This is a genomic window from Luteimonas kalidii, assembly GCF_029887935.1.
In the GTDB taxonomy this organism is placed as follows: Bacteria; Pseudomonadota; Gammaproteobacteria; order Xanthomonadales; family Xanthomonadaceae; genus Luteimonas; species Luteimonas kalidii.
Genome location: NZ_JARXRO010000001.1, coordinates 62638 through 86952, shown reverse-complemented (window position 1 = coordinate 86952; position 24315 = coordinate 62638). Strand labels below are relative to the sequence as shown.

The following is a 24315-nucleotide window of genomic DNA, read 5'->3' as shown; positions in this document are numbered from 1 at the left end:
TCATCGCGCGAAGTCTGCACCCGATGCGACCGACAGCGGTGGCCAGTCCGCGCGCCAGTCCGCAGCGGCTTCGAGTTCGTAGGCCAGGCCCAGCAGCGTGTCCTCGTCGCCGCGCGCGGCGGCGAACTGCATGCCGACCGGCAGGCCGTGTGCGTTGCGCGCCAGTGGCAGCGCGATCGCCGGCGTGCCGGCGAGGTTCTGCACCGGCGTGTACGACATCCAGTCGAACAGGGCATCGAACAGCACGTCGAACGGGCGATCCGGCGCCAGGTGCCCCAGTGGCGGCGGCGGCGTGCGCACCACCGGCGACAGCAGCACGTCGACGTCTTCGTGCATGCGTGCGAAAAGTCCGGGGAGCCGCGCCAGATCCGACCAGGCGCGCTCGAGCGCGGCGACGTCGCAGCGTGCCTCGTGCCAGCGTGCCAGGCCGAGCGTCCACGGTTCGAGATCGCGTTCAGCGCGGTCCGCGCCGAGCGAAGCGGTCGCCAGGTCCACGGCGTCGAGCGCCAGCCGCGACCACAGCGTCTTGAGCATGGCGTCGACCGCTGCACCGTCGAACGGCCAGCGCGCGCGTTCGACCCGGTGGCCGAGCCCGGCGCACAGGTCGGCCGCGCCCTGCAGCGCGGCAGCCACGTCGGGATGCGGGGGATCGCCACGCAGGTTCTCCTCGACCACGCCGATGCGCAGGCGTCGCGCGCCGGCGCCGCGCACGATCGGGCGCGCGGCATCGGCGTGGGTGGCGGCGAACGCCCACGCGCTGTCGCGCACGCTGCGCGAGAGCAGCACGTCCGACACCAGCAGGTCCTCGATCGCGTGCCGCCCGCGTACCGGCACGGTCGCGCCGCGCCCGGGCTTGAGTCCGACGATGCCGCAACAGGCCGCGGGCATGCGGATCGAACCCGCGCCGTCGCTGCCGTGGGCCAGCGGCACGATGCCCGCGGCCACGGCCGCCGCCGCACCGCCGCTGGACCCGCCCGGGCTGTGCAGCGGCGACCAGGGGTTGCGGGTGACCGGGCCCAGCAGCGGTTCGGTCGAGGGCATCAACCCGAACTCGGGCATCGCACTCTTGCCGATCGCCACCAGCCCCCGGGCGTCGAGCCGCTGCACGAACGGTCGCGCGCGGGTGGCGGGCGCATCGCCGCGGCTGCGCGAACCGCCGCGCGAGGGCATGCCGGGATGGTCCAGCGAATCCTTCGCCAGCCACGGCACGCCGGCGAACGCCGGACCTGGCGAGGCCGCATCCAGCGCCGCGGCGCGCGTGCGGGCGCCTTCGAAGTCGCGATGGCTCAGCGCCCCGAGCGCCGGATCCAGGCGCTGCGCGCGCAGCACCGCCGCGTCCACCAGGTCGCGCGCACCCAGTTCGCCGGTGGCGACCCGCTGCGCCTGTGCGTGCGCGTCCAGGCGGCCGAGCGCGAACGCGGCGTCCTCGCGCATCGCGTTCGCGGCATCGCCCTGGACGCGACCGGCGCCGTGCACCGGTCAGTAGCGCCAGTGCACGGTCACGCCGAAGGTGCGCGGCCGCAGGATGCCCTGGCCCAGCCCGTACGCCTCGGGCACGGTGCGGGTCACGCCACGCTCGTCGGCCAGGTTGGTGCCGAACACGGTCACGTCGGTAGTGCCGAAGCTCATCCGGAATCGCGCGTCGAACTGGTGGTAGTCGCCCTGCTCGTTCGGCGCCACCCCGGGCACCGCCGAGTTGAGGTCGCTGATGCCCTCGGACAGGTAGGTGTGCGACACCATCAGCGTCGGCGCAGACGCGCCGTCGAAACGCCAGACGAGCTGGTTGGCGATCGACCAGTCCGCCGAACCGGGCAGGCGCGAGCCCCGCGGCGCGGTGCCGTACCAGAGGATGAACACGTCCTCGTCCAGACGCGCGCGCTGCCAGGTCACGCTGCTGGTCCAGTCGAACGCCGGGCCCGGGCGCCACTGCGCAGACAGTTCCACGCCCTTGCTCGAGGCCTTGCCGCCATTGCCGGCGTAGTTGACCACGGGCTCGGGAGTCTGCAGGCGCAGCTGGATGTCGCTCCAGTCGATGTGGAACGCGGTCGCGTCCAGCAGCAGGCGGCCGCCGGCGAGGTCGAAGCGGGCGCCGAGTTCGTAGTTCACCAGCGAGTCGCTGCGCGACCCGTCCGGAATCTCGTGCACGGTCACCGACGAGTTGTTCGGCACGCCGAACCGGAAGCCCTCGGACCGCAGCGCGTACAGCATCAGCCGGTCGTTGGGGCGCCAGCGCAGCGAGACCTTCGGGTTGAAACCGCTTTCCTCGGTCTCGGTCGCCGCGGTTTCCAGCGACGGCTGCGGATACACGTCCACGCCCACCGTGGTGTCGACCACGCGCACGCGGGTCTTGAACGCGCGCCCGCCGAGGCCCAGCGTCCACTGCGGGTTGAAGTGGAACGAGGCTTCGCCGAACAGGGCCTGCTCGGTGCCGGTGACCTTCGAGTAGAACGCGTTGAACACGTCGCCGTCGGGCGAGACCACCGCGCCGGTGCCGGGACCGAACCGTGGATCGGTCGAGGCGTCGAGCTGCGCCGCGAAGCCGGGCGCCCCGAGCTGCTCGTACAGGTCTTTGTCGGTGTCGAACACCATCGCGCCCACCAGCCATTCGAAGCGGTCGCTGTCGGCCGAGGCCAGGCGCAGCTCGACGCTGTCGCCGGTGCTCTCGCCGCCGCTGTTGACGAACAGCGGGCCCGCGGAGGCGGTGCCGAGGCTCTCGTTGTAGAAGTCCAGGTAGGGCGTGAGGTCGAAGCGCCAGTCCTGCGACTTCTCCTGGCGCGAGGCCAGCGCGGTCAGGCTACCCCAGCCCAGGTCCTGGTCCCAGCGCAGGCTGTGCACGGTGATGTCGGTGTCGGTGAACTCCGGGGTCGAGGTGAAGCGCACCAGGTCGCCGAGTTCGGGGATGCGGTAGGCGTTGTCGTCCGAGTCGATCTGCTGGAACAGGCTCAGCCAGGTCAGGGTGGCGGACTCGTTCGGCGTCAGCACCATCGACAGGCGGCCGCCGGACACGGACAGGTCGTTGGCGCCGTCCTCGCCGGTGCCCAGGTTGTCGATGTAGCCGGGGGCGTCGCGGTGCTGGGCGACGGCGCGGATCGCGAACACGTCCTGCTTCACCGGCACGTTGACCATGCCCTTGAGCGTGTGGCCGACATCGGCATTGCGGGTGGACGACAGCCCCGCCTCCACGGCGGCGTCGAAGCCGCTGGCGTCGGCGACGTTGGCGATGTAGTTGATCGCGCCACCCATCGAGGCCGAGCCGAACAGCGAACCCTGCGGGCCGCGCAGCACTTCCACCCGGTCGAGGTCGAAGGTGTCGATGTCGGGGATCGCGATCGTCCAGCCCGGCTCGACCAGCGGCACGTCGTTGAGGAAGTAGCCGGTGGTGGGCTGTCCCTGCGGGTTGCCGGCGCTGGTGGTGATCCCGCGCACGACCACGTGCGAGACGCCGGGCTGGTAGCTGTTGAACACCACGCCCGGGGTCTTCTGCACGTAGTCGGCCAGCGACTGCGCGCCCTGGTCCTGCAGTTGCTGCTGGGTGACCGCGGACACCGATCCGGGCACCTCGCGCACCGACTGCTCGCGCTTGGCGGCGGTGACGATGACGCGGTCCAGTTCGATCGCATCCACCGCCGGCGCCGGTTCGCCGGCCTCCTGCCCTGCGGCGTGGACGACACCCGCGCCGATGGCCAGGGCCAGCGCGCCTGCCAGGCGCAGGCGGCGACAGCGGTGCAGGGCGGTGCCACGACCATGACGGTGCTGCATGTGCATCTCCTCGAACTCGGCGGCCAGAGCGCGCGTCGCGCCGGAACCGGCGGCGACGTCCCGGTTTCGACTATGCGCGTGGCCCCGGTGCGCGATTGCTGTGCTGGGGTCGGATGCCGTCGCATTCAGGCCAAGGCCGGGCACGGCGACAGCCGGTCGCGCGCGCAGCCCCGGCACGGACTGCGCACGCACGCATCGCACGTGCGGCCCCGGCACGATGGACACTGCTCGGTTCCGCGAGGCAGAGGTCGCGCTGCCTTCCGGTTGCGATCTCGGGTCCGCGAGGTTGCCCCCGTCCGCCAGGCGGTCGATGGCGCGCTCGAGCAGCGGGAACAGGCGCGCCTCCCGGCAGGGCGGGCCGCCCCGCCTCGTGGAACGCACCAAGCGGTATGTTCCACAACATTTCGTGTTGACGGTTCGATGACACCCCACTATGTTGTGTTCGTCGGTTCGCCGAGGCCCAGGCTTCGGAGATGAAAAGGGAAGCCGGTGACGCCCCTGCCCCTCCGGGTCGGCGGCCAGTCCGGCACTGCCCCGCAGCGGTAATCGGGAACGAACCCGCCACCAGCACTGGAGCCCCACGCTCCGGGAAGCGGCGGGGGAGGTGGACGCGCCGCGTCCGTGCCCGTGAGTCCGAAGACCTGCCGACAGCCGCGCGCCTGCACGCCGCGCGGTGCCGGCCGCGCATCTCCGGGGGGAGAGGGCTGGTGAAGCAGGCTCCGGGACGCGCCCGCGCGCAGTCCCCGTTCCTGCGACGCCGCTCGTCCACCGTCGCATGTCACGGCCACCGCCACCCGCGCGGGACGGGCCGGACGTGTGCGAGCCGCGTGGAGGATCACCATGAGCATCGAAACCAACGCCCCGGCCGCCGGGCCGATCATTGCCGCGACCCCGCCGGTCGCGGGTGGCGCCGCCCCTGCGCGCGCCGCGCCCTCGCCTGCGACCGGCGCCGAAGGGACGCGGGTCGCCGACGACGACACCGTCCCGCCGCCCCGGGCCGGCGATCCGCACGCGCCGCACGTCGCGGGCGAGGCGGTGTCCACCTGGATCACCAAGGAGGCAGGCAACCGCCGGATGCCGTTCGACCGCGCGCGCCTGGAGCGCAGCATCGACCGCGTCCATGCCGAGTTCCCGCAGCTCGACATCGCCGACTACACGCGCAGCGTGCTGGGCTTCGTCGAACGCAAGGACGCGGTCAACGCCGACGACCTGGTCGACCACCTGATCCGCGAGGCCGAGGCCCGCGTGGACGTGACCGCGCCGGAGTGGGAACTGTTCGCCGCCCGCCTGTACCTGCATCGCCTGTACAAGCGCGCCAGCCGCAACCGCTTCTACGACGCCGGGGAGAAGTACGGCTCGTACGTCGGCCTGCAGGAATCGCTGGCCGACCGCAACATCTATTCCAACGACATCCTGCGCGCGTACTCGAAGGAGGAACTGCTCGAGGCCGGGCGCATGATCGACCCGGAACGCGACCGCCTGTTCGCCTACAACGGCCTGTACCTGCTGGCCACGCGCTACCTGGCCACCGACCACGCGCGCAACGTGTACGAGCTGCCGCAGGAACGCTGGCTCACCATCGCGCTGTACCTGATGCAGCACGAAGTCGCGCCCGGACCCGGCGGGCGCGAGCGGCGCATGCAGCTGGTGGGCGAGGCCTACTGGGCGCTGTCGAACCTTTACATGACCGTGGCCACCCCGACGCTGCAGAACGCCGGCAAGGTCGGCGGCCAGCTGTCGTCGTGCTTCATCGACACCGTCGACGATTCGCTGCAGGGCATCTTCGATTCCAACACCGACATCGCCCGCGTGTCCAAGGGCGGCGGCGGCGTCGGCGCCTACCTGGGCTACGTGCGCTCCTCGGGTTCGGCGATCCGCGGCGTGCCCAACTCGTCCGGCGGCGTGGTGCCGTGGATCAAGCAGCTCAACAACACCGCGGTGTCGGTCGACCAGCTCGGCCAGCGCAAGGGTGCGGTCGCGGTGTACCTGGACATCTGGCACCGCGACATCGAGGCCTTCCTCGACCTGCGCCTGAACAACGGCGACCAGCGCCTGCGCGCGCACGACGTGTTCACCTCGGTGTGCATCCCCGACCTGTTCATGGAGGCGGTGGAGCGTCGCGGCGACTGGTACCTGTTCGATCCGCACGAGGTGAAGCGGATCAAGGGCTGGTACCTGCAGGACTTTTACGACGAAACCCGCGGGCAGGGCACGTTCCGGGCGAAGTACGAGGAGGTCGTGGCCGACGAGCGCATCGCGCGCAGGACGGTCAGGGCGATCGACATCTTCAAGCGGATCATGGTGTCGCAGCTGGAGACCGGCAACCCGTTCATGTTCTACCGCGACGAGGTCAACCGGAAGAACCCGAACAAGCATGCCGGGATGGTGTACTCGTCCAACCTGTGCACCGAGATCCTGCAGAACATGAGCCCGACGCGGCTGATGCAGGAGATCATTTCCGGCAACCAGATCGTCACCACGAAGCAGGCGGGCGATTTCGTGGTCTGCAACCTGTCGAGCGTGAACCTGGGTCGCGCCGTGCTGCCGCCCGCGGGCCAGGGCGACCTGATCACCGACGTGCTCGAACGCCTGATCCCGATCCAGGTGCGCATGCTCGACAACGTGATCGACCTCAACGCGCTGCCGGTGCCGCAGGCCACGATCACCAACCGCAAGTACCGCGCGATCGGCCTGGGCACGTTCGGCTGGCACCACCTGCTGGCGCTCAAGGGCATCGACTGGAACTCGCGCGAGGCCGAGGACTACAGCGACGCGCTGTACGAGCGGATCAACTTCCTCACCGTCCAGGCCTCGATGGAACTGGCGAAGGAGAAGGGCACCTACAGCGCCTTCGCCGGCAGCGACTGGCACACCGGCGAATACTTCCGCGCCCGCGACTACAACAGCCCGCAATGGCTGGAGCTGTCGGCGCAGGTCGCGGTCAACGGCGTGCGCAACGGCTGGCTGATGGCGGTCGCCCCGAACATGTCGACCGCGCAGATCGCGGGCAGCACCGCCTCGATCGACCCGATCTACTCCGCGTTCTACTACGAGGAGAAGAAGGACTACCGGCGGCCGGTCGCCGCGCCGGGGCTGTCGCTCGAGACATGGCCGTACTACGAGAAGGGCGCCTACAAGCTCGACCAGTTCGCCTCGGTGCGCCAGAACGCGCGCCGCCAGCGCCACGTCGACCAGTCGATCAGCTTCAACTTCTACGTGCCCAGCACCATCCGCGCCAGCACCCTGCTCGACCTGCACCTGACCGCGTGGCGCGAAGGCCTCAAGACCACCTACTACGTGCGCTCCAACGACATCGACATCGCGGAATGCGAGTGGTGTGGGAGCTGACAGCGCGCGTTCGCGCTTGTCAGCTCCCACGGTTCGCGTTGCGAACCGCGGGCCCCGCTCATCAGCCTCCACACCCCCGCGCCTTCGGCGCGCCCCCCTGACTCAGGGGGGCTTTCCTCCAGACAGATCCGATCGTCCGCGACCGGAGAAGAGCAAGCCACCATGTCCGCCACAGCACCGCTCACTTCGACACCGCTCGAGCGCATCCGGATCCTCGAGCCGCGCCATCCGAACCGCTCCACCGGGATCATCAACGGCAAGACGTCCGGCATCCTCAACTGGAACGACATCCCTTATCCGTCGTTCTACCGCGCCTACAAGGAGCTCTCGACCAACTTCTGGATCCCGGACGAGGTCGACATGAAGGGCGACGCGCGCCAGTACGGCGAGCTGTCGGCGCGCGAGAAGAACGCGTTCGATTCGATCATCGGGCTGCTGGCCACGCTCGACTCGCCGCAGACGCGCTTCATCTACAACGTGGCCGAGTACATCACCGACCCGGCCGCGCACGCGAACGCGGCGATCATCGGCCAGCAGGAAGTGATCCACAACGAGAGCTACAGCTACGTGCTGGCCTCGATCACGGATTTGGCCAACCAGAACCGGGTGTTCGAGATCGCGCGCACCCACCCCACGATCGTCGCGCGCAACGCGCCGATCATGGCGTCCTACGACGGCTTCATGCGCGAGAAGACCGCCGAGACCCTGCTGCGGGCACTGATCCAGTCTTCGATCCTCGAAGGCATCAACTTCTATTCCGGCTTCGCCTACTTCTACAACCTGGTGCGCCAGAACCGGATGGCAGGCACCGGCAAGATCATCAGCTTCATCAACCGCGACGAACTGGCGCACACCAAGTTCATCAGCGAGGTGATCCGCGCCATCGTCGGCGAGAACCCGGAACTGCAGACCCACGAGCTGACCGACTACGTGCACCAGGCGTTCGAGCACGCCATCGCGCTGGAGATGCGCTGGACGGGCGAGGTGCTCGACGGCATCGACGGCATCGACGTGGACGAGATGGTGCGCTACGTGAAATACCGGGCTAACAAGATGGCGGGGATGCTCGGGATCGAGTCGCTGTACGCGGATACGACGGACAACGTGATGCCGTGGATCCGGGCGTATGCGGACAACTTCACCGAGACGAAGACGGATTTCTTCGAGATGCGGAATGCGTCTTACAAGAAGACGAATTCGGATAATGGGTTCGATGATCTTTAGCGCGCCCGTCCCGCGCATGCGGGCATCTGTCGGGCGCAAAGACACGTTATGTTTCTTGGCCTTCCGGTGATTTCTTCTGCCTCGGGTGCGAGAGCAGAGCTTTCGCGCTACGCGCGAGTTCCTTTTGTCTTGGCAAAAGGAACCAAAACCGTCTTCGCCGGACGCGAGCCGTCGAGGCTGCGCCTCGTCGGTCCCCTGCGCTTCTCGGTCGACGGGGCACGCGGCCCAAACTCGCTGCGCTCAGACATGGGCCGCTCTCCGGCCCCGCCGTCCTGCGATGCTCGGCTCGCTTTATGGCTCGAAAGATCAAATGCAATGGCACAAGCTGCAACAGCAACGACAGCAACGACAACGGCAACCGCAACCACGAACAGCAGCGGCAGTGGCGGTGGCAACTGCTTCGGCAGGGGCGGTATCTGGCCGACGCGGACTGTCGAGGTGACTGGTTGAGATCGAGTCTTCCATGCGCATCCTGATCGCCTTCACTTCGCTCAGCGGCAATACGCGCGATGTCGCGCGTGCGATCCGGGCGCGGTGCGAGGAGATGGGCCATGCGGTGACCTGGATCGACGCCGACCTCCAGACGCTCGCGCAGGCTTGCTCCGATGGCGCGGAGCACGATCTCTACGTGCTCGGCAGCTGGAGCAACAACGGCGGGCGCACGCCGCCGGAGATGAAGCGCTTCATCGGGGACCTCGTCGCCGCGGTCGGCAAGCCGGAACGCGTCGCGGTGTTCGGTACCGGGGAGACGCAGTGGGGCGAGGAGCACTACTGTGGCGCGGCGCGGCGGATCGCGGCGTTCTTCGGCACGGCGTACCCGCGCCTCGAGATCGAACAGATGCCGCACGGCGAGCGCGATGCCACCACGATCCAGCGCTGGACCGACGCCGTCCTGGCCCTGGCCCACACACCGATTGAGACCACACCCCATGCAGATCCTGCACGCCTCCACGCCTGACGACTACGCCGCCACGCTCGCTGCGCATCCGCGCCTGCTGGTCGACTACTACAAGGACGACTGCCCGGGCTGCCGGATGCTCGACATGTCGCTGGCCAAGTTCGCCACGAGCGACGATGCCGCGGGCCTGGTATTGCTCAAGGTGAGGCTGGAGGTGCTGGGCGAGGACTTCTTCCGCGACCTCGGCCTGCGGCAGACGCCGACGCTCGCGCTGTACCGGGACGGCACCGAAGCCGCGCGCCTCGCCGGTTTCCAGGCGCCGGGCCAGATCGCGCGGGCGGTCGGCCTGTACCTGGCGACCGCGACGGCGGACGCATGAGCGCGGTGCCGCCCGCGGGCGCGCCGACCACCGAGGCGCGCCTGCTCGAGATCGTGTTCCCGGACCACACCAACCACATCGGCACCCTGTTCGGAGGCACCGCGCTGGCGTGGATGGACAAGGCCGCGTTCATCGCCGCCTCGCGCTATGCGCGCCGCAGCGTGGTGACGGCACGTTCCGAGCAGGTCGACTTCAAGCTGCCGATCCGGCAGGGACAGCTGGTGGAGACGGTCGCGCGCGTGGTCGCGGTCGGCCGCACCTCGATGCAGGTCGACGTGGAACTGATCGCCGAGGATCTGCTCAGCGGCGATCGCGCGCCGTGCACCCGCGGACGGTTCGTGATGATCGCGCTCGACGGCGACGGCACTCCGTCGCCGGTGCCTCCGCTTCCGGACGCGTGAGGCCCGCCCGCCACGCTCACGCCCCGCGCGACGGTTGCAGCGGCAACCGAGCCGGCGACGCGGGCGTCGGCTGTGACATAGTCGCGCGTTCGTTCCCCTGACGCCGCCCGCGATGGCCCGCGACCACGTCCTCACGCTGTCCTGTCCCGACCGCACCGGCATCGTGCACCACGTGTCCGGCCTGCTGTTCGCGCACGACTGCAACATCCTCGATGCACAGCAGTTCGGCGATCCGGAAACCGGGCGCTTCTTCCTGCGCGTGCATTTCGATACACCCGCCGCGGGGCGCATCGACACCGTGCGCGAGGCATTCGCGCCGCTGGCCGAAGCGCACGCGATGGACTGGCGGCTGCACGATGCGCGACGGCGCGCACGTCTGCTGGTGCTGGTGAGCCGGCAGGGGCACTGCCTCAACGACCTGCTGTTCCGTACCCACAGCCGGCAGCTGCGCGCCGACATCGCCGCGGTGGCCTCCAACCATGCCGACTACGCGCAGCTGGCCGGGTCGTACGGGGTGCCCTACCACCACCTCCCGGTCGGCAGCGACAACCGCGAGGCGCAGGAGCAGGCGATCCTCGAGCTGGTGGAGCGCGAAGGCATCGACCTGGTGGTGCTGGCGCGCTACATGCAGATCCTCTCGCCCGCGCTGTGCGACGCGCTGGCCGGGCGCGCGATCAACATCCACCACAGCTTCCTGCCCAGCTTCAAGGGTGCGCAGCCCTATCACCAGGCGCACGCGCGCGGGGTCAAGATCATCGGCGCGACCGCGCACTACGTGACCCGCGAGCTCGACGAGGGCCCGATCATCGAGCAGGACGTGGCCCATGTGGACCATGCGATGACGCCCGCGGCGCTGATCCGCATCGGCAGCGACGTCGAATCGCGGGTCCTGGCGCGTGCGGTGCGCCTGCACGTGGAGCATCGCATCCTGCGCAACGGCCACCGCACGGTGGTGTTCCGCTGACGTCGGCTTCCGGTGCGGCGCGGCCCCGCGTCGCCCGTGCCCGCTGCCGTCGCGGGGTTCAGGCCGCCAGCGCGACGCCGGCCGCATCGAGCGCGGCGCGCGTGGGCGCGTCGCCCTCCGGCGTCACCGGCCGGGTCAGCTCCCACAGGAAGCGCACGCGGAAACCGGCGTCGACGGCATCCTGCGCCGACCACAGCACGCAGTAGTCGCGCGCCAGACCGCACAGGTGGACCTCGTCGATGCCGCGCTCGCGCAGCCAGCCGGCCAGGCCGGTGGGCGGTCGCGTGCCGCCGGGACCGTGGTTCTCGCGGAACGCGCTGTAGGAATCGACGTCCGGGCGCGTGCCCTTGCGCAGCACCAGGTCGGCGGCGGTCCAGTCCACGCGCGGGTCGAGCGCGGCGCCGGGCGTGCGCTGCACGCAGTGGTCGGGCCACAGCACCTGCGGCCGGCCGTGCAGGTCGATGGTCTCGAACGGCGCGTGCCCCGCATGGGTGGAGGCGAACGAGGCGTGGCCCGGTGGATGCCAGTCCTGGGTCGCGACCACGGTGCGGTAGGCGCGCGACGCGAGCAGCGCGGCGATGCCGGGCACGATCGCATCGCCCTCGTGGCAGGGCAGTGCGCCGCCGGGCATGAAGTCCGGCTGCAGGTCGACCACGAGCAGGGCGGTGGTGTCGGGAAAGGCTGCCATGCGGCGGGACGGGTGGAGGACGGATCCACAAAGAGTACTGCGTCCGCGGCGCGTGGTCCGCGGTGCGGCCGCAACGAAAAAGCCGGCGCGGGGCGCCGGCTTTCCGTGGCGCCGTCCGCCGGTCAGGCGGTCGACGCGCGGTGGATCGATGCGATCGAGGCGTCCAGCGCCTGGTTGAAGGCGTCGTCGTCCTGCTGCGCGCTCAGGCCCTCGCTCAGCGCGCGGCTGAAGCTGGCGATCACGCCCGGGTTGCGCGCGAGCTTCGCGTTGGCCTCGTCGCGGCTGTAGCCGCCCGACAGCGCCACCACCTTGAGCACCGACGGGTGCTCCACCAGTTCCCTGAAGAAGCCGTCCACGTCCGGCAGCGTGAGCTTGAGCATCACCGGCGTCGACGGATCGATCGTGTCGAGGCGCTCGAGCAGGCCTTTTTTGAGCGCAACCTCGATCTCGGCCTTGTCGGCCGCGTTGATGTCGACCTCCGGCTCGATGATCGGCACCAGGCCGGCGGCCAGCACCTGGCGGCCGAGTTCGAACTGCTGGTCGAGCACGTCGGCGATGCCTGCCGGGTTGTTGCGCTTGATCACCGAGCGCTCCTTGGTGCCGAACACGCCCTTGGCCTTGGCCCGCGCCAGCAGCGCGTCCAGCCCCGGGATCGGCTTCATCCGCTGCACGCCGTCGGCCTCGTCCTCCAGCCCCTTGTCGATCTTCAGGAACGGCACCACGCCCTTGTCTTCCCACAGGTAGGCGACCGCGTTCCTGCCGCCGAAGTCGTCGTCCATCGTGCGCTCGAACAGGATCGCGCCGAGCACGCGCTCGCCGGTGAACGCCGGGCTGGTGACGATGCGGCTGCGCATCGCGTGCACCTGGGCGAACATTTCCTGGTCGTTCGAATAGGCCGTCTCGTCGACGCCGTAGAGCTTGAGCGCCTTGGGCGTGCTGCCGCCGCTCTGGTCGAGCGCGGCGATGAACCCCTGGCCGGAGGCGATGCGGGCGCGCTGTTCGGGATGGATGGACACGGTCGATGGCTTCCTGTGCTGGCGGGCGGATGCGCATTGCGCGGGGCCCCCGATGATACCGATCCATGCGCGGCGCTTTGCTGTCGTGCAACATGCCCTCACGCACCGCGCATGCGTGCTGCGCCACTCGCCGCTTGCCTGCCGATGCGCGGCGGCCGGCCAGCGAACGGGGCACGGCCTAGAATGCGCACTCCGCGCACGCCGCACGCCCGTCCCCACCGACCGATGAAAGCCCACCTGCCGCCGTGGCTGCACGCCTGGCTTGCCGAGATCACCCTCGGGCTGCACGTGCTGGGGATCGTGCTGGCCGCACTGCTGCTGCGCTGGCTGGCGCGGCGGCTGGTCAACCGCGTGCATCGCCGCTACGACCTGCCGATCCAGGTGGTGGTGACCGCGCGCCGGCTATCGAGTTTCGTCATCGGCTTCGCCGCGCTGCTGCTGGTGCTGGAACGCTTCGGCGTGTCGGGCAGCGTGCTGTGGACGGCGTTCACCGGTTTCGCCGCGGTGGCGGCGGTGGCGTTCTTCGCCGCCTGGAGCGTGCTGACCAACGTGTTCTGCTCGCTGCTGCTGCTGCTCACGCGGCCGTTCCGGCTGCTCGACCACATCGAGGTGCTGGAGAACGGCGAGCGCGCGGGCTTCGCCGGGCGCGTCGTCGACATGAACCTGATCTTCGTGACCCTGGAAGAGACCCATCCGGCCGGCGGCGAGAGCCTGCTGCGCGTCCCCAACAGCCTGTTCTTCCAGCGCGCGACGCGACGCTGGCGCGGGGAGCCGGTGCCGCAGCCGCCGAACGGGCGCAGCGGCGACGACGGTGGCTCATCCGCGTCCGGCGCCGGTGGTGGTGGCGGCGGTGCGGCGGCGGCGAGCTTCCCGTAGCGCGGCCCGACGCGGCATCGCGGCGTCGCGAACCGCAGGCTTCGGGTTCCGGCGCGATGCGCACGATGCGATCCGGTCGCACGCGGCGCATGGGCTTAGGATGGCCGTCCACGCCTGCCACCGGTGCCGCATGATCCGCGTCCGACCCGCCCTGCTCGTCCTCGCCCTCGCGCCGGCCCTCGCCTGCGCGCAGACCACGGCCCCGGCCGCCGACACCGGCGCCACGGATCCGCGCATCGACACCGCGGCCACGGCCGTGCGGCAGAAGGTGGTCGCCTGGCGCCGGGACCTGCACCGGCATCCCGAACTCGGCAACCGGGAAACCCGCACCGCCGGCGTGGTGGCCGACCACCTGCGCGCGCTGGGGCTGGAACCGCGCATCGGGATCGGCCCGACCGGCGTGGTCGCGGTGCTGAAGGGTGCGCGCCCCGGCCCGCGGATCGCGCTGCGCGCCGACATGGACGCACTGCCGGTCACCGAAGCCACGGGCCTGCCGTTCGCCTCCACCGTGAAAAGCGAGTACCGCGGCCAGCCGGTGGGCGTGATGCACGCCTGCGGCCACGACCTGCACGTGGCGATCCTGATGGGCGTGGCCGAGGCGCTGGCGGGCATGCGCGACCAGCTCGCCGGCGAAGTGATGTTCGTGTTCCAGCCGGCCGAGGAAGGTCCGCCGGTGGCGGGCGAGGTGGCGGGCGCCAGGCGCATGCTCGACGAGGGGATCTGGGACGACTTCAAGCCCGATGCGGTCCTGGGCCTGCACGTGTGGTCGCGCCTGCACGCCGGGCAGATCGGCGTGCGCGCCGGCCCGTTCATGGCCAGCGCCGACGAGTGGACGCTGACGGTCACCGGCAGGCAGACCCATGGCTCGCAGCCGTGGGCGGGCGTGGACCCGATCACCGTCGCCGCGCAGGTGCTGCTGGGCGCGCAGTCGATCGTCGCCCGCCAGGTCGACATCACCGCGCACCCGGTGGTGCTGACCGCGGGCCAGATCCAGTCGGGCACGCGCTTCAACATCATCCCCGACACCGCGACGATGGTCGGCACCCTGCGCACCTTCGATGCCGACGTGCGCCAGGACGTGATCGACCGGTTCCGCAACACCGCCGAGCATTTCGCCGCGGCCAGCGGCGCCACCGCCGAACTGGAAGTGGCCGGCAACGCGCCCGCCACCGCCAACGACCCGGCCCTGCTGCAGCGGCTGCGTCCGTCGCTGGAGCGCGCGGCCGGCGCGGACAACGTGGTCGAAGTGCCGCGCTACACCATCGCGGAGGATTTCTCCGTGTTCGCCAACACCGTGCCGGGACTGTACTTCTTCGTCGGCACCACTCCGCAGGGCCAGGAGCTGGCGAGCGCGCCGATGAACCATTCGCCGCTGTACGCGCCGGATGAAAGCGCGCTCGACCTGGGCGTACGCGCGATGCTGCAGGCCACCGTCGACTTCCTCGATGGCGGGGCGATCGCGGAGTGACCGCGCCGGCGCACCGGCCCCGCGACGGAGACTGCGACGACACCGCCTTCGTCCTCGATCCCGACGGCCACGACATCGAGGCGGTGTGGCGGCATGCCGGCGGCGCTGGCGGCGACGTCCCCGGCCCGGCTGCGCGCACGCGCGCCGAGGTCCGCGTTTAAGATCCCCATGACTGCCGCCAGGAGACCGTCCGTGTCCCGTACCCTGCTCGCCTGCTGCCTGCTCGCCGCGATCGCGCCTTTCCACGCCGGGGCCGCACAGCGCGCCGAGGTCGCCGACGCCGCGCAGCGCGTGCAGGCAAAGGTGGTCGAGTGGCGCCGCGACATCCACCAGCACCCGGAACTGGGCAACCGCGAGACGCGCACCGCCGCGCTGGTCGCCGAGCATCTGCGCTCGCTCGGCCTGGAGCCGACGACCGGCATCGCCACCACCGGCGTCACCGCCGTGCTCAAGGGCGGCAGGCCCGGACCGCGGATCGCGCTGCGCGCCGACATGGATGCGCTGCCGGTGACCGAACGGGTCGACGTGCCGTTCGCCTCGAAGGTCACCACCACCTTCCGCGGCGAGACCGTGGGCGTGATGCATGCCTGCGGACACGATGCGCACGTCGCGATCCTGATGGGCCTGGCCGAGGCGCTGGTGGCGATGAAGGATGAGCTCCCGGGCGAGGTGATGTTCCTGTTCCAGCCGGCCGAGGAAGGCGTGCCCGAGGGCGAGGTGGGCGGCGCGAAGGAGATGCTGGCCCAGGGCGTGTTCGACGGCTTCGCGCCCGACGCGGTGTTCGGCCTGCACGTCGGCTCGACGCTCAACGTCGGCCAGGTGTCGGTGCGTCCGGGTCCGATGATGGCGGCATCGGACAGTTTCGAGATCACGGTCAAGGGCCGGCAGACGCATGGCTCGCGGCCGTGGAACGGGGTCGATCCGATCGTCGCCGCCGCGGATCTCGTGTCCACCGCGCAGACCATCGTCAGCCGCCGCACCGACATCACCCGGCTGCCGGCCGTGGTGACCTTCGGCGCGGTCAAGGGCGGCATCCGCCACAACATCATTCCCGACTCGGTGGAACTGATCGGCACCATCCGCACCTTCGACGACGGCATGCGCGAGGCGATCTTCGCCGACCTGCGCAACGTGTCCGAGCACGTGGCCGCCGCGCACGGCGCGACGATCGAGGCGACCATCCCGATCGACCACAACTATCCGGTGACCGCCAACGATCCCGCGCTCACCGCGCGGCTGATGCCGAGCCTGGAAGCCGCGGTCGGCGCCGGCAACGTGATCGATCCCGGTCTGATCACCGGCGCCGAGGACTTCTCGTTCTTCGCCCGCGAGGTGCCGGGGCTGTACTTCTTCGTCGGCGCCACGCCGAAGGGCACCGACCCGCGCACCGCGGCCAGCAACCACTCGCCGGAGTTCTACCTCGACGAAGGCGCGCTCGACGTCGGCTTCCGGGCGATGCTGCAGGTGGCGCTGGACTACCTCGAAGGCGCCGACGGCTGAGTCCGCGGCGGGTGGCGGCACCGGAACGGATGGACGACGACGCGGAGGCGACAGCCGCATGGGCCTGATCGAGCAGCAGCTGCGCGGGTTCGCGCACTACAACACCGCGTTCAACGGGGCGCTGTTCGAGCGCCTGGCGGCCATGCCCGACGCCGACCGGCGCCGCGACCTGGGCGCATTCTTCGGTTCGATCCACGACACCCTCAACCACATCCTGCTCGCCGACCGGATCTGGCTCGGCCGCTTCGCGAGCGCGTTCCCGACCCTGGCGTCGCTGGCCGATGCCGACGTGGTGCGCCGGTTCGATTCGCTGCGCCAGGTGCTGTATGCGGATTTCGCCGCGCTGCGCGGGGGCCGCGTGGCCACCGACGCGGTGATCTCGCGCTGGGCGGAGGAACTCGACGAAGGCCTGCTCTCCGCACCGATGCGCTACCGCAGCTCGAACGGCCAGGCGCGTGAGCATGCGGCCTGGATCGCGGCCACGCACCTGTTCAACCACCAGGCCCACCATCGCGGCCAGGTCACCGCGCTGATGCACCAGCTGGGCGTCGACCCGGGCGTCACCGATTTCCTGGTGTACGTGCAGCAGGAGGCTGCGCCGAAGTCCGCGGCACAGGGGTAGCGGACGCAGGCCGCAGGTCGCGGCGCGCATGGCGGCCGCCAGGAGGGCCTGACGCGCGTCGGGCGGCGATCGGGCCGCTCCGGGTACGCACGCAGGCGTGCCCACTAGAATGCACGCATGGCACGTCCCGAAGAGTCCCTGCTCGGCCGCGAGGTCGCCTATCCGGCGCACTACGACCCGGGCCTGCTGTTCCCGATCCCGCGGGCGCCGGCACGCGCCGCGCTGGGCGTGGGCGACGAGCTGCCGTTCAACGGCTTTGATCGCTGGCACGCCTACGAGCTGTCGTGGCTGGACGGCCGCGGCAAGCCGGTGGTCGCCACCGCGACCCTGTCCGTGCCGGCGATCTCGCCGTCGCTGGTGGAATCGAAGTCGCTCAAGCTCTATCTCAACTCGCTCAACGCCACCCGCTTCGACACGCCCGAGGCGGTGCGCGAACGGATCGCGGCCGACCTCTCGCAGGCCGCCGGCGCGCCGGTGTCGGTCGCATTCGGCCTGCCGCCGCTGGCCGCTGCGGACGCCACGGCGACGTGCATCGACGCGCTGGAGATCGACATCGACCGCTACGGCCCGCCCACGCCGGACCTGCTGATGGCCGCGGCGAACGGCGACGATGCCGACGAGACCCTGTGCAGCCACCTGCTCAAGTCCAACTGCCCGGTCACCGGCCAGCCCGACTGGGCCAGCGTGCACATCGCCTACCGCGGCCCGCGGATCGATCGCGCCGGACTGCTGCGCTACCTGGTGTCCTACCGCGACCATGCCGGCTTCCACGAGCAGTGCGTGGAGCAGATCTTCGTCGACCTGCTGGCGCGCTGCCGCCCGCGCGGCTTGTCGGTGGAGGCGCGCTACACCCGCCGCGGCGGGCTCGACATCAACCCCTGGCGCGGCAGCCCGGACGAGGCGGCACCTCCCGCGCTGCGCGATCCCCGCCAGTAACCGGAATCGCCACGTCGCCGCGATGCGTCCTTAACACCGCGCGTGCCACTTTCGCGCTGCACCGTCCCTGGTGAGGAGCGCCCGGCATGAGCAACGACAAGAAGCCCGATTTTTCCAACGTCCAGAGCGGCGCCAACACCCGTCCGGCCGGAGGCGGCGCCGGCACCGGCACCGGCGGTCCCCTGGCGGGCGCGAAGCCCGATTTCTCCAACGTGGTCAGCGGCGCGGACACCGTGCCAGGCACCGCCGCCGGCAGCGCACGCAGCTACACCATCGAGCAGGGCGACACGCTCTCGGCGATCGCGCAGCGCGTGTACGGCAAGGCCAAGTACTGGCGCCAGATCCACGAGGCCAATCGCGCCGAGATCGAGAACCCCGACCGGATCCATCCCGGCCAGGTGATCACCCTGCCCGCCATCGACACCGATGGCGACGGCACGCCCGACGACCCGGCCGCGGCCTGAGCCGCGCCGTTTCCTTCTCCCGATTCCAGCGAGGACACGTCCATGATCCGTACCCGCCTCTCCCAGGCCCTGCTCGTCGCCGCCCTCGGCACGGTCGCCCTGGCCGGCTGCCGCAAGGAAGAGCCCGCCGCGGTGCCGCCAGCCACCACGCCGGCCGACACCACGCCTGCGCCGGCACCTGCCCCGGCGCCACCCGCCGCCGCGCCCGCCAGCGTCGGATCGGTGACGCTGGGCAATGCGATCGACGCCAACAACCGCGTCGGCACGCCGATGAGCACGTTCTCCACCGGCGACACGATCCACGCCTCGGTCGCGACCGACGGCGCCGGCCCGGGCCGCCTGACCGCGAAGTGGACCCACCTCGACAGCAGCCAGACGGTGGCCGAGGAGACCAAGGACATCGCGGCCGGGCCGCAGATGACCGACTTCCACATCAGCAAGCCCGACGGCTGGCCGACCGGCAAGTACCGGCTGGAAGTCTCGCTCGATGGCGCGGTCGTCAACACCAGCGAGTTCGACGTGCAGTAGCCGTTTTGCGGCGCGACGCAGCGGTCGCCGCGACCTCCCACGCGACGGCCGCTGCCGCGCCCGGTGTGTCGGGCAGTACGCGGCAAGACTTTTCACGATCCCCGCTCCGGCGGGGATCCTCGTGTCAGGCGGCACAGGGCGCCGGTGTTCTGATCGCGCCGCGGAGCGCTGCGCGGAGTGTCAGTCAGCGGCGCCGTCGTCCAGCAACGCGCGTCGCGACGCGGGGCGCTCCACCTGGTCGACGAGTTCGCCGCGGACCAGGTCCAACCGCACATGCCGCGACGGCGCACCCGCGGCCAGCGTGCGCAGGATCGCCATCAGCGGACCAAGCCGCGCCCGCACCAGATCGCCCGGCGTGTTGTCGGCACGCACGCGGCCGGCGGCCATCGCCAGGCCGGTGTCCGCGCCGTCCCGGCGCAGGGCCTGCGCGAGTACCGCGTACTGCGACGCGCGCTCGACCGGAATGTCGGCGAAGGCCAGGTCGCCGGCGTTGGCCACGCGCAGCACGTCGGTCGCCAGGTCCAGCGCCTGCCACTGCGCGAACGCCTCCAGGCGTTGGCCGCTTTCGGCGGCCAGCGCGCGGGCGCTGGCTTCTGCGCGGCGCCAGTCCGCATCGAAGTCGACCGGCCCCGCCGATGCGGGGCCATCGGCCAGGCAGTCGAAGAAGGCGGGCGCGAGCCCGCCCTGCCCGGGCAGGGCCGTCAGTCCGGCGAGCGTCGTCCGCGTGCGCAGCTGCGACAGCACCAGCAGGTCGGCCCCCGACAGCGGGCTGCGGACCAGTTCCCGCAGTTCGCAGGACCAGTCGTCGAGCAGCCGCCGCCGCACCAGCTGGTCGAACACGCGACGGGTGAACTCGCCGTAGTCGCGCGCGTCCAGGAGCGTGCGGTCCCACGGCGGTGCAGGCGCCTGGTCGTACTCCGCGCGGTACAGATCGAACAGTTCGTCGAACCGGGGCACCTGCATGAGCGGCACGACCTCGAGCTCGACCTGCCCGCTGCCGTGCAGCGTCATCAGCGTGTACCCCGGCACGTACGCGGCCAGCGACGGCGCCTGGACGTTGAACAGCACGCCGCCGTCGCCGGCGGGATGGCGCGCCAGGTCGTTGACGTGCATGTGCCCGCCCACGTGCAGGCGCAGGCCGGTACCGGCCAGCGCGCGGGTGGTCTCCGGCGACGGTCGCCGCTGCAGCTGCATCGCCTCCGGACCCAGCAGGCGCGCGATGTCGTCCGACGCGCCGTTGTAGTACTCGCCCATCGGGAAGTGGCTGAAGGCCACTACCTGCTTGCCCAGACGCGCACCGCGGGCCACCACGTCGCGCAGCCACGCGATCACGTGCGGACGGTGCACCCGCATCGCATCGAAGCCCTGGCCGCCCGAACCGGTGAAGCTGTCCGGCCCGGCGGGCACGTACACGTTCGCGTCGAGCGCCACCAGCCACACGCCGTCGACCGGCTCGACCAGATAGGTGGCATCTGGAACCTCGCGGCACCACCTGCGGCCACCTGGCGCTGCGCCACCTGCGGCTTCGCCGCAGATCCGGTGCCGGCGGCGCGACCAGTCGGCCTCGCGCAGCGCGGTCCCGAAGCGGTATCCGGCGACGTCGCTGGAACCGTAGGGCGTCTCGAAGTAGCGGTCGGTGGGCCTGGGCATGAAGCCGTGCCCGGCGAGCAGGCCGGTGATGCCGGCGTGGCCCAGGGTGCGGACTTCCTCGGTGCAGTGGCTCCCGCCGATGCGCGCGTGGCCGCCCGCATACGGCACGCTGCAGTCGGCGTTGCCGCCGCGGCTGTACACCGAACGCGGACCGACCGCGCCGGTGTCCGGGTCGCGGCCGAGCCAGTCGCGCTTGCCGCCGGGACGGTCGAACGGGCGCACGGGGTCGTGGTTGCCGGGTGCGGCCAGGAACACCAGTCCGTGCTCGGCCGCGTAGCGGTCGAGGATCGCGACCAGTCCGCGCAGGTGCACCGGCTGCCCGTCGTCCGAGAAATCCCCGGGCAGGGCGACGTGGGTGACGCCGCGCGCCACCGCATCGTCCAGCGCGGCAAGGAAGGCGAACTGGTTCTCGTTGAACAGCCGGGTCGAGGTCAGCTGCGCCTGCAGGGTGCGGATGGTCGCGCGCCGGCCGTTGCGCGGATTGGTCAGGCCCGGGAACGCGTCCTGCGGGAAGTCGCCGTAGACGTCGTGGAAATGCACGTCGGGCATGAACGCGATCCGCAGCGGCGCGTGCCGCGGTGCCGGGGTCACCGAGGCAGGTGCGTCCGCGCGCACGGCTGCGCCCTGGGCGAAGGCGCAGCCGGAGAGTGCGATCGACAGCGCAGTCGCGCCGGCCGCCGCCACGCGGCGCAGGCGCGGGATCATGCGGCCGTGTCGGCGCCAGGCGACCGGATCAGAACCCGACCCGGACACCGAGGCTGATCCGCCGGCCCGACAGTTCGTACATGGTCGGGAACGACGGGTCCATGGTGTAGCCGGTGGTCGCCTCGTCGGTGATGTTGATGCCCTTGAGCGTGAGCTTGATGTTTTCCGCCACGCGGTAGCCGATCGAGATGTCGGTCTGGCCGTAGGCCTCGCGCCAGATCGGGTACATGTTGTAGCCCAGGCTCTCGACGTAGTCGCCCTTGTGGTTGTGCGAGACGCGGGCGTCGAAGCGGTCGTTGTCGTAGTACAGGGTCAGGTTCCAGGTCTCCTCGGCCAGGCCCGGCATCGGGGTCTGGATGCCGAGCGAGGATTCGCCGGCCAGCGAACTGCTGAGCGAGGTGTAGTTGGCGTTGACGCCGAAGCCCTCGAGCGAGCGGTGCAGCGATTCCAGCGGCAGGTGCGCGATCAGCTCGAAGCCGTCGACGTCGTAGGAGCCGCTGGCGTTGACCGGCTGGTACACGTCGAAGTCGAAGTAGCCGTTGAGCGTGCCGTTGGCGTTGTACACCGCCACGTCCGGCACCACGCCGGTGAGCGCGTTGATCACCACGCCCTCGATCGTCTTCTGGAAGTACGAGGCCGCCAGCAGGCCGCCGTTGTCGAAGTATTGCTCCAGGCCCAGTTCCCACTGCTCGGCCTGCGTGGGCTTCAGGCCCGGATTGCCGTCGGTGAAGCGGAACGAGCTCCAGCTGGCGGTGCGCTTGTAGGCCAGGTCGGTGAGCGCCGGGCGCATCAGGGTCTCGGAGGCCGCGGCCCGCAGGAGCAGGCCATCGGCGAGCTCGGCGGTCATGTTGAGCGAGGGCAGCACGTTGGAATAGCCGCCCGATTGCGACACCGGGTCCTCGGTGAAGCCGGGCGTGCCGTCGGGGTTCTGGATCGGGTGGTAGCCGAACGAGACCACCGAGGTGTCCACGTAGCGCAGGCCGGCGTTGAGCGAGACCGGCACCGGGCCGAGGTCGAACGCGAAATCGGCCATCGCGTACACGCTGGTGGCCTCCTCGTCCACGCGGTAGTACTCGCCTTCCTGGAACGGCGTGGCGAAGCCTGGGTAGCGGAAGGTGGCCCGCGCGTAGTCGTTGGAGGCCTGGGCCCAGTCAAGCTCGCGCGCGCGGTAATGACCGCCGGGCACCAGCGATCCGATCGCACGCAGCTCGCTGTCGGCCAGGGTGCGCACGCCGGCCCAGGACGTGTCGCCCGGCCCCGGGCCGTGGATGTTCAGTACCCCGCGTTCGCGCTCCTTGGACTTGTCGGTGTACCGCGCGCCGAACTGGATCGCGTGCAGCGCCGGCAGGAACGCCAGGTCCATCGAGCGGCGCGCGTTCACCTGCGCGGCGTACTTGTCGTCGCTGATGTGTTCGAGCGTGGTCTCGTAGGCCTCGAACAGGTAGCGTTCCGGCGCGTCGTACATGTCGATGGTGTCGGGATCGGCGCTGGGGATGGTCTCGCCGCCGGTGTCCGTCCAGCGCGTGCGCGACGGCGCGTAGGCAACGTGCTTGAGGTTGGCGTAGTCGAGCCGCTTCTCGGCGCCGGAGTAGCCGGCCAGGGCGTCGATCTCCCACGCGTCGCCACGCCAGTCCGCGGCCACGCTGTACTGGCGGTAGTCGTTCTCGGCGATGTGCTCCTTGCTCAGGAACTCATGCTGGGTCGCGGTGTAGGACACGTCGCGCAGCACCACGATCCCGTGGTCGGACAGGGTGGTGGCGTCGTAGGCGTGGATGGTGTCGAAGGTACTGCGGCTGGAGGCGGAGTAGGCGGCGGCGTCGTACTCGTCCTCCGTGGTGTCGTAGGCGCCGACCATGGCGTCGAAGGTCAGGCTGAAGTGGCTGCCGGGCCGGTACTGGAGCGAGGCGGTCGCGCCCCACTTGTCCTGGTCGCTGAGGTAGACGCGGTCTCCCACCTTATCCTGGAACACGATGCGGTCGGTCACGTCGCTGTCGGTGCGGTCGGCGACCACCACGCCCGCGTCGCGCTCCAGCACCGCCTGCGCCTGCTCGCCGCGCTCGCCCGAGGCGGAGAGGAAGCGGGTGGCGGGGCGGAAGTTGATGCCTGAGTTCGCGTCGGTGCGATTGGTGCGACGCGCGGTCGAGAGCGAGACCAGCGCGCCCCAGTCGCCCCAGGTGTCGCTGGCCAGGAACGAGAGCTTGGGATCGGTCTCGCCGGAGATCGAGTTGTGCGCACCCTCGGCGGAGAGCACGAGGTTGCGTTCGCTGTAGTCGAAGGGGCGCGCGGTCGAGATCTGCACCGAGCCGGCGATGCCGCCCTCTTCCAACGCGGCGGTGGGCGACTTCTGCACCGTCACCTGCTGGATGATCTCGGAGGCGAAGATGTCGAACTCCACGTCGCGTCCGCCGCTGCCCGAGGCCGTGGCCAGGTCGTTGATCGACACGTGGGTGTACTCGGACGGCAGTCCGCGCACGTTGACCGCGGTGCCCAGCCCCTTGTTGCGCTCGATGGTCACGCCCGGCATGCGCTGCAGCGCCTCGGCCAGGTTCTGCTCGGGGAAATCGACCACGTCGGTGGCGACGATCGAATCGGAGAAGCCGATGTTGTCGCGCTTGAGGTCGACCGCCTGGTCGAGGCTGCGGCTGTAGCTGCCGCTCACGCGCACCGCGTCGAGCTCGGTCGCGTCAGCGGCGGAGGGCGCGGCGTCCTGCGCCGCGGCCTGCAGCGGGATCCACGCCACGCCTGCGGCCAGCAGGGCGAGGATCGCGCGGTTCAGGGGCGTGGGTCGGGGCGCGTGGGCGCGTGCACGCCGGGGAGTCGGGCTCATGCGGGTCTCGTCGGGAAGGAAATGAATGGCGCAGCGGCAACCGGCCCGTGCTGTACAGGCCC

19 protein-coding genes and 1 riboswitch are annotated in these 24315 nt (G+C 70.6%); of the genes, 13 read left to right on the top strand and 6 right to left on the bottom strand.

Features of this window, described 5'->3' with window-relative positions:
• Together QFW81_RS00365 and QFW81_RS00360 are read right to left on the bottom strand one after the other, a co-directional pair.
• Positions 1-1434: an amidase family protein gene (locus QFW81_RS00365; RefSeq protein ID WP_280576562.1), complete on the bottom strand. Its 1434-nt coding sequence runs from the start codon at positions 1432-1434 to the stop codon at positions 1-3.
• 45 nt (positions 1435-1479) lie between these two features.
• Positions 1480-3759, bottom strand: coding sequence for a TonB-dependent receptor (locus QFW81_RS00360; RefSeq protein ID WP_280576561.1), 2280 nt, complete (start codon positions 3757-3759; stop codon positions 1480-1482).
• Between the two features lie 429 nt (positions 3760-4188).
• Positions 4189-4422: riboswitch (cobalamin riboswitch) on the top strand.
• Between the two features lie 177 nt (positions 4423-4599).
• Here QFW81_RS00360 and QFW81_RS00355 point away from each other — a divergent pair.
• The 6 genes from QFW81_RS00355 (at position 4600) to purU (ending at position 10973) form a co-directional block, all read left to right on the top strand.
• Positions 4600-7107, top strand: coding sequence for a ribonucleoside-diphosphate reductase subunit alpha (locus tag QFW81_RS00355; protein WP_280576560.1), 2508 nt, complete (start codon positions 4600-4602; stop codon positions 7105-7107).
• A 162-nt stretch (positions 7108-7269) separates the two neighbouring features.
• Positions 7270-8331 (top strand): ribonucleotide-diphosphate reductase subunit beta, encoded by a 1062-nt coding sequence (locus QFW81_RS00350; protein WP_280576559.1) that lies wholly within the window; start codon positions 7270-7272, stop codon positions 8329-8331.
• Positions 8332-8794: 463 nt separating this feature from the next.
• Positions 8795-9289: a flavodoxin gene (locus tag QFW81_RS00345; RefSeq protein WP_280576558.1), complete on the top strand. Its 495-nt coding sequence runs from the start codon at positions 8795-8797 to the stop codon at positions 9287-9289.
• Entirely contained in the window at positions 9261-9608 is a 348-nt protein-coding gene (locus tag QFW81_RS00340) for a thioredoxin family protein (RefSeq protein ID WP_280576557.1), read from the top strand. The genes QFW81_RS00345 and QFW81_RS00340 overlap by 29 nt, the downstream gene beginning before the upstream one ends.
• Positions 9605-10009, top strand: coding sequence for an acyl-CoA thioesterase (locus QFW81_RS00335; RefSeq protein WP_280576556.1), 405 nt, complete (start codon positions 9605-9607; stop codon positions 10007-10009). Before QFW81_RS00340 ends, QFW81_RS00335 begins: the two co-directional genes overlap by 4 nt.
• 112 nt (positions 10010-10121) lie before the next feature.
• A complete protein-coding gene (purU, locus tag QFW81_RS00330; protein WP_280576555.1) occupies positions 10122-10973 on the top strand; it encodes a formyltetrahydrofolate deformylase in 852 nt (283 codons plus the stop codon).
• Between the two features lie 58 nt (positions 10974-11031).
• Here purU and pncA read toward each other — a convergent pair whose 3' ends face one another.
• Both pncA and QFW81_RS00320 read right to left on the bottom strand, forming a co-directional pair.
• Entirely contained in the window at positions 11032-11661 is a 630-nt protein-coding gene (pncA, locus tag QFW81_RS00325) for a bifunctional nicotinamidase/pyrazinamidase (RefSeq protein WP_280576554.1), read from the bottom strand.
• A 122-nt stretch (positions 11662-11783) separates the two neighbouring features.
• Entirely contained in the window at positions 11784-12677 is an 894-nt protein-coding gene (locus tag QFW81_RS00320; protein ID WP_280576553.1) for a fructose bisphosphate aldolase, read from the bottom strand.
• Between the two features lie 225 nt (positions 12678-12902).
• Between QFW81_RS00320 and QFW81_RS00315 the strand changes: the two genes are divergently transcribed.
• The 7 genes from QFW81_RS00315 to QFW81_RS00285 all read left to right on the top strand — a co-directional run bounded on the left by QFW81_RS00315 (position 12903) and on the right by QFW81_RS00285 (position 19071).
• Positions 12903-13553, top strand: coding sequence for a mechanosensitive ion channel domain-containing protein (locus QFW81_RS00315; protein WP_280576552.1), 651 nt, complete (start codon positions 12903-12905; stop codon positions 13551-13553).
• A 130-nt stretch (positions 13554-13683) separates the two neighbouring features.
• Positions 13684-15021 carry an amidohydrolase gene (locus tag QFW81_RS00310; protein WP_280576550.1) on the top strand — a complete coding sequence of 446 codons (1338 nt, stop codon included), beginning with the start codon at positions 13684-13686 and terminating at the stop codon, positions 15019-15021.
• Between the two features lie 168 nt (positions 15022-15189).
• The gene (locus tag QFW81_RS00305) at positions 15190-16521 is read left to right on the top strand and encodes an amidohydrolase (RefSeq protein WP_280576549.1); all 1332 of its coding nucleotides are present in this window, start codon (positions 15190-15192) and stop codon (positions 16519-16521) included.
• 58 nt (positions 16522-16579) lie between these two features.
• A complete protein-coding gene (locus QFW81_RS00300; RefSeq protein ID WP_280576548.1) occupies positions 16580-17143 on the top strand; it encodes a DinB family protein in 564 nt (187 codons plus the stop codon).
• 117 nt (positions 17144-17260) lie between these two features.
• On the top strand, positions 17261-18079 hold the full coding sequence (queF, locus tag QFW81_RS00295) for an NADPH-dependent 7-cyano-7-deazaguanine reductase QueF (RefSeq protein ID WP_280576547.1): 819 nt from the start codon (positions 17261-17263) through the stop codon (positions 18077-18079).
• 86 nt (positions 18080-18165) lie between these two features.
• Positions 18166-18543, top strand: a complete 378-nt coding sequence (locus QFW81_RS00290) for a LysM peptidoglycan-binding domain-containing protein (RefSeq protein ID WP_280576546.1) — start codon at positions 18166-18168, stop codon at positions 18541-18543.
• 42 nt (positions 18544-18585) lie between these two features.
• Positions 18586-19071: a hypothetical protein gene (locus QFW81_RS00285; RefSeq protein ID WP_280576545.1), complete on the top strand. Its 486-nt coding sequence runs from the start codon at positions 18586-18588 to the stop codon at positions 19069-19071.
• A 180-nt stretch (positions 19072-19251) separates the two neighbouring features.
• Here the strand turns inward: QFW81_RS00285 and QFW81_RS00280 are convergent, their stop codons facing one another.
• Positions 19252-21426, bottom strand: a complete 2175-nt coding sequence (locus QFW81_RS00280; protein ID WP_280576544.1) for a metallophosphoesterase — start codon at positions 21424-21426, stop codon at positions 19252-19254.
• Between the two features lie 28 nt (positions 21427-21454).
• Entirely contained in the window at positions 21455-24253 is a 2799-nt protein-coding gene (locus QFW81_RS00275; protein ID WP_280576543.1) for a TonB-dependent receptor, read from the bottom strand.
• Positions 24254-24315: the final 62 nt, after the last annotated feature.

What these genes read in the sequence shown, in the direction of transcription:
- QFW81_RS00275 (WP_280576543.1), bottom strand. Translation starts at nt 24,253, where the DNA reads ATGAGCCCGACTCCCCGGCGTGCACGCGCCCACGCGCCCCGACCCACG.
- pncA (WP_280576554.1), bottom strand. Translation starts at nt 11,661, where the DNA reads ATGGCAGCCTTTCCCGACACCACCGCCCTGCTCGTGGTCGACCTGCAG.
- QFW81_RS00310 (WP_280576550.1), top strand. Translation starts at nt 13,684, where the DNA reads ATGATCCGCGTCCGACCCGCCCTGCTCGTCCTCGCCCTCGCGCCGGCC.
- QFW81_RS00285 (WP_280576545.1), top strand. Translation starts at nt 18,586, where the DNA reads ATGATCCGTACCCGCCTCTCCCAGGCCCTGCTCGTCGCCGCCCTCGGC.
- QFW81_RS00360 (WP_280576561.1), bottom strand. Translation starts at nt 3,759, where the DNA reads ATGCAGCACCGTCATGGTCGTGGCACCGCCCTGCACCGCTGTCGCCGC.
- QFW81_RS00340 (WP_280576557.1), top strand. Translation starts at nt 9,261, where the DNA reads ATGCAGATCCTGCACGCCTCCACGCCTGACGACTACGCCGCCACGCTC.
- QFW81_RS00335 (WP_280576556.1), top strand. Translation starts at nt 9,605, where the DNA reads ATGAGCGCGGTGCCGCCCGCGGGCGCGCCGACCACCGAGGCGCGCCTG.
- QFW81_RS00355 (WP_280576560.1), top strand. Translation starts at nt 4,600, where the DNA reads ATGAGCATCGAAACCAACGCCCCGGCCGCCGGGCCGATCATTGCCGCG.
- QFW81_RS00290 (WP_280576546.1), top strand. Translation starts at nt 18,166, where the DNA reads ATGAGCAACGACAAGAAGCCCGATTTTTCCAACGTCCAGAGCGGCGCC.
- QFW81_RS00350 (WP_280576559.1), top strand. Translation starts at nt 7,270, where the DNA reads ATGTCCGCCACAGCACCGCTCACTTCGACACCGCTCGAGCGCATCCGG.
- QFW81_RS00315 (WP_280576552.1), top strand. Translation starts at nt 12,903, where the DNA reads ATGAAAGCCCACCTGCCGCCGTGGCTGCACGCCTGGCTTGCCGAGATC.
- QFW81_RS00305 (WP_280576549.1), top strand. Translation starts at nt 15,190, where the DNA reads ATGACTGCCGCCAGGAGACCGTCCGTGTCCCGTACCCTGCTCGCCTGC.
- QFW81_RS00280 (WP_280576544.1), bottom strand. Translation starts at nt 21,426, where the DNA reads ATGATCCCGCGCCTGCGCCGCGTGGCGGCGGCCGGCGCGACTGCGCTG.
- queF (WP_280576547.1), top strand. Translation starts at nt 17,261, where the DNA reads ATGGCACGTCCCGAAGAGTCCCTGCTCGGCCGCGAGGTCGCCTATCCG.
- QFW81_RS00300 (WP_280576548.1), top strand. Translation starts at nt 16,580, where the DNA reads ATGGGCCTGATCGAGCAGCAGCTGCGCGGGTTCGCGCACTACAACACC.
- QFW81_RS00365 (WP_280576562.1), bottom strand. Translation starts at nt 1,434, where the DNA reads ATGCGCGAGGACGCCGCGTTCGCGCTCGGCCGCCTGGACGCGCACGCA.
- purU (WP_280576555.1), top strand. Translation starts at nt 10,122, where the DNA reads ATGGCCCGCGACCACGTCCTCACGCTGTCCTGTCCCGACCGCACCGGC.
- QFW81_RS00345 (WP_280576558.1), top strand. Translation starts at nt 8,795, where the DNA reads ATGCGCATCCTGATCGCCTTCACTTCGCTCAGCGGCAATACGCGCGAT.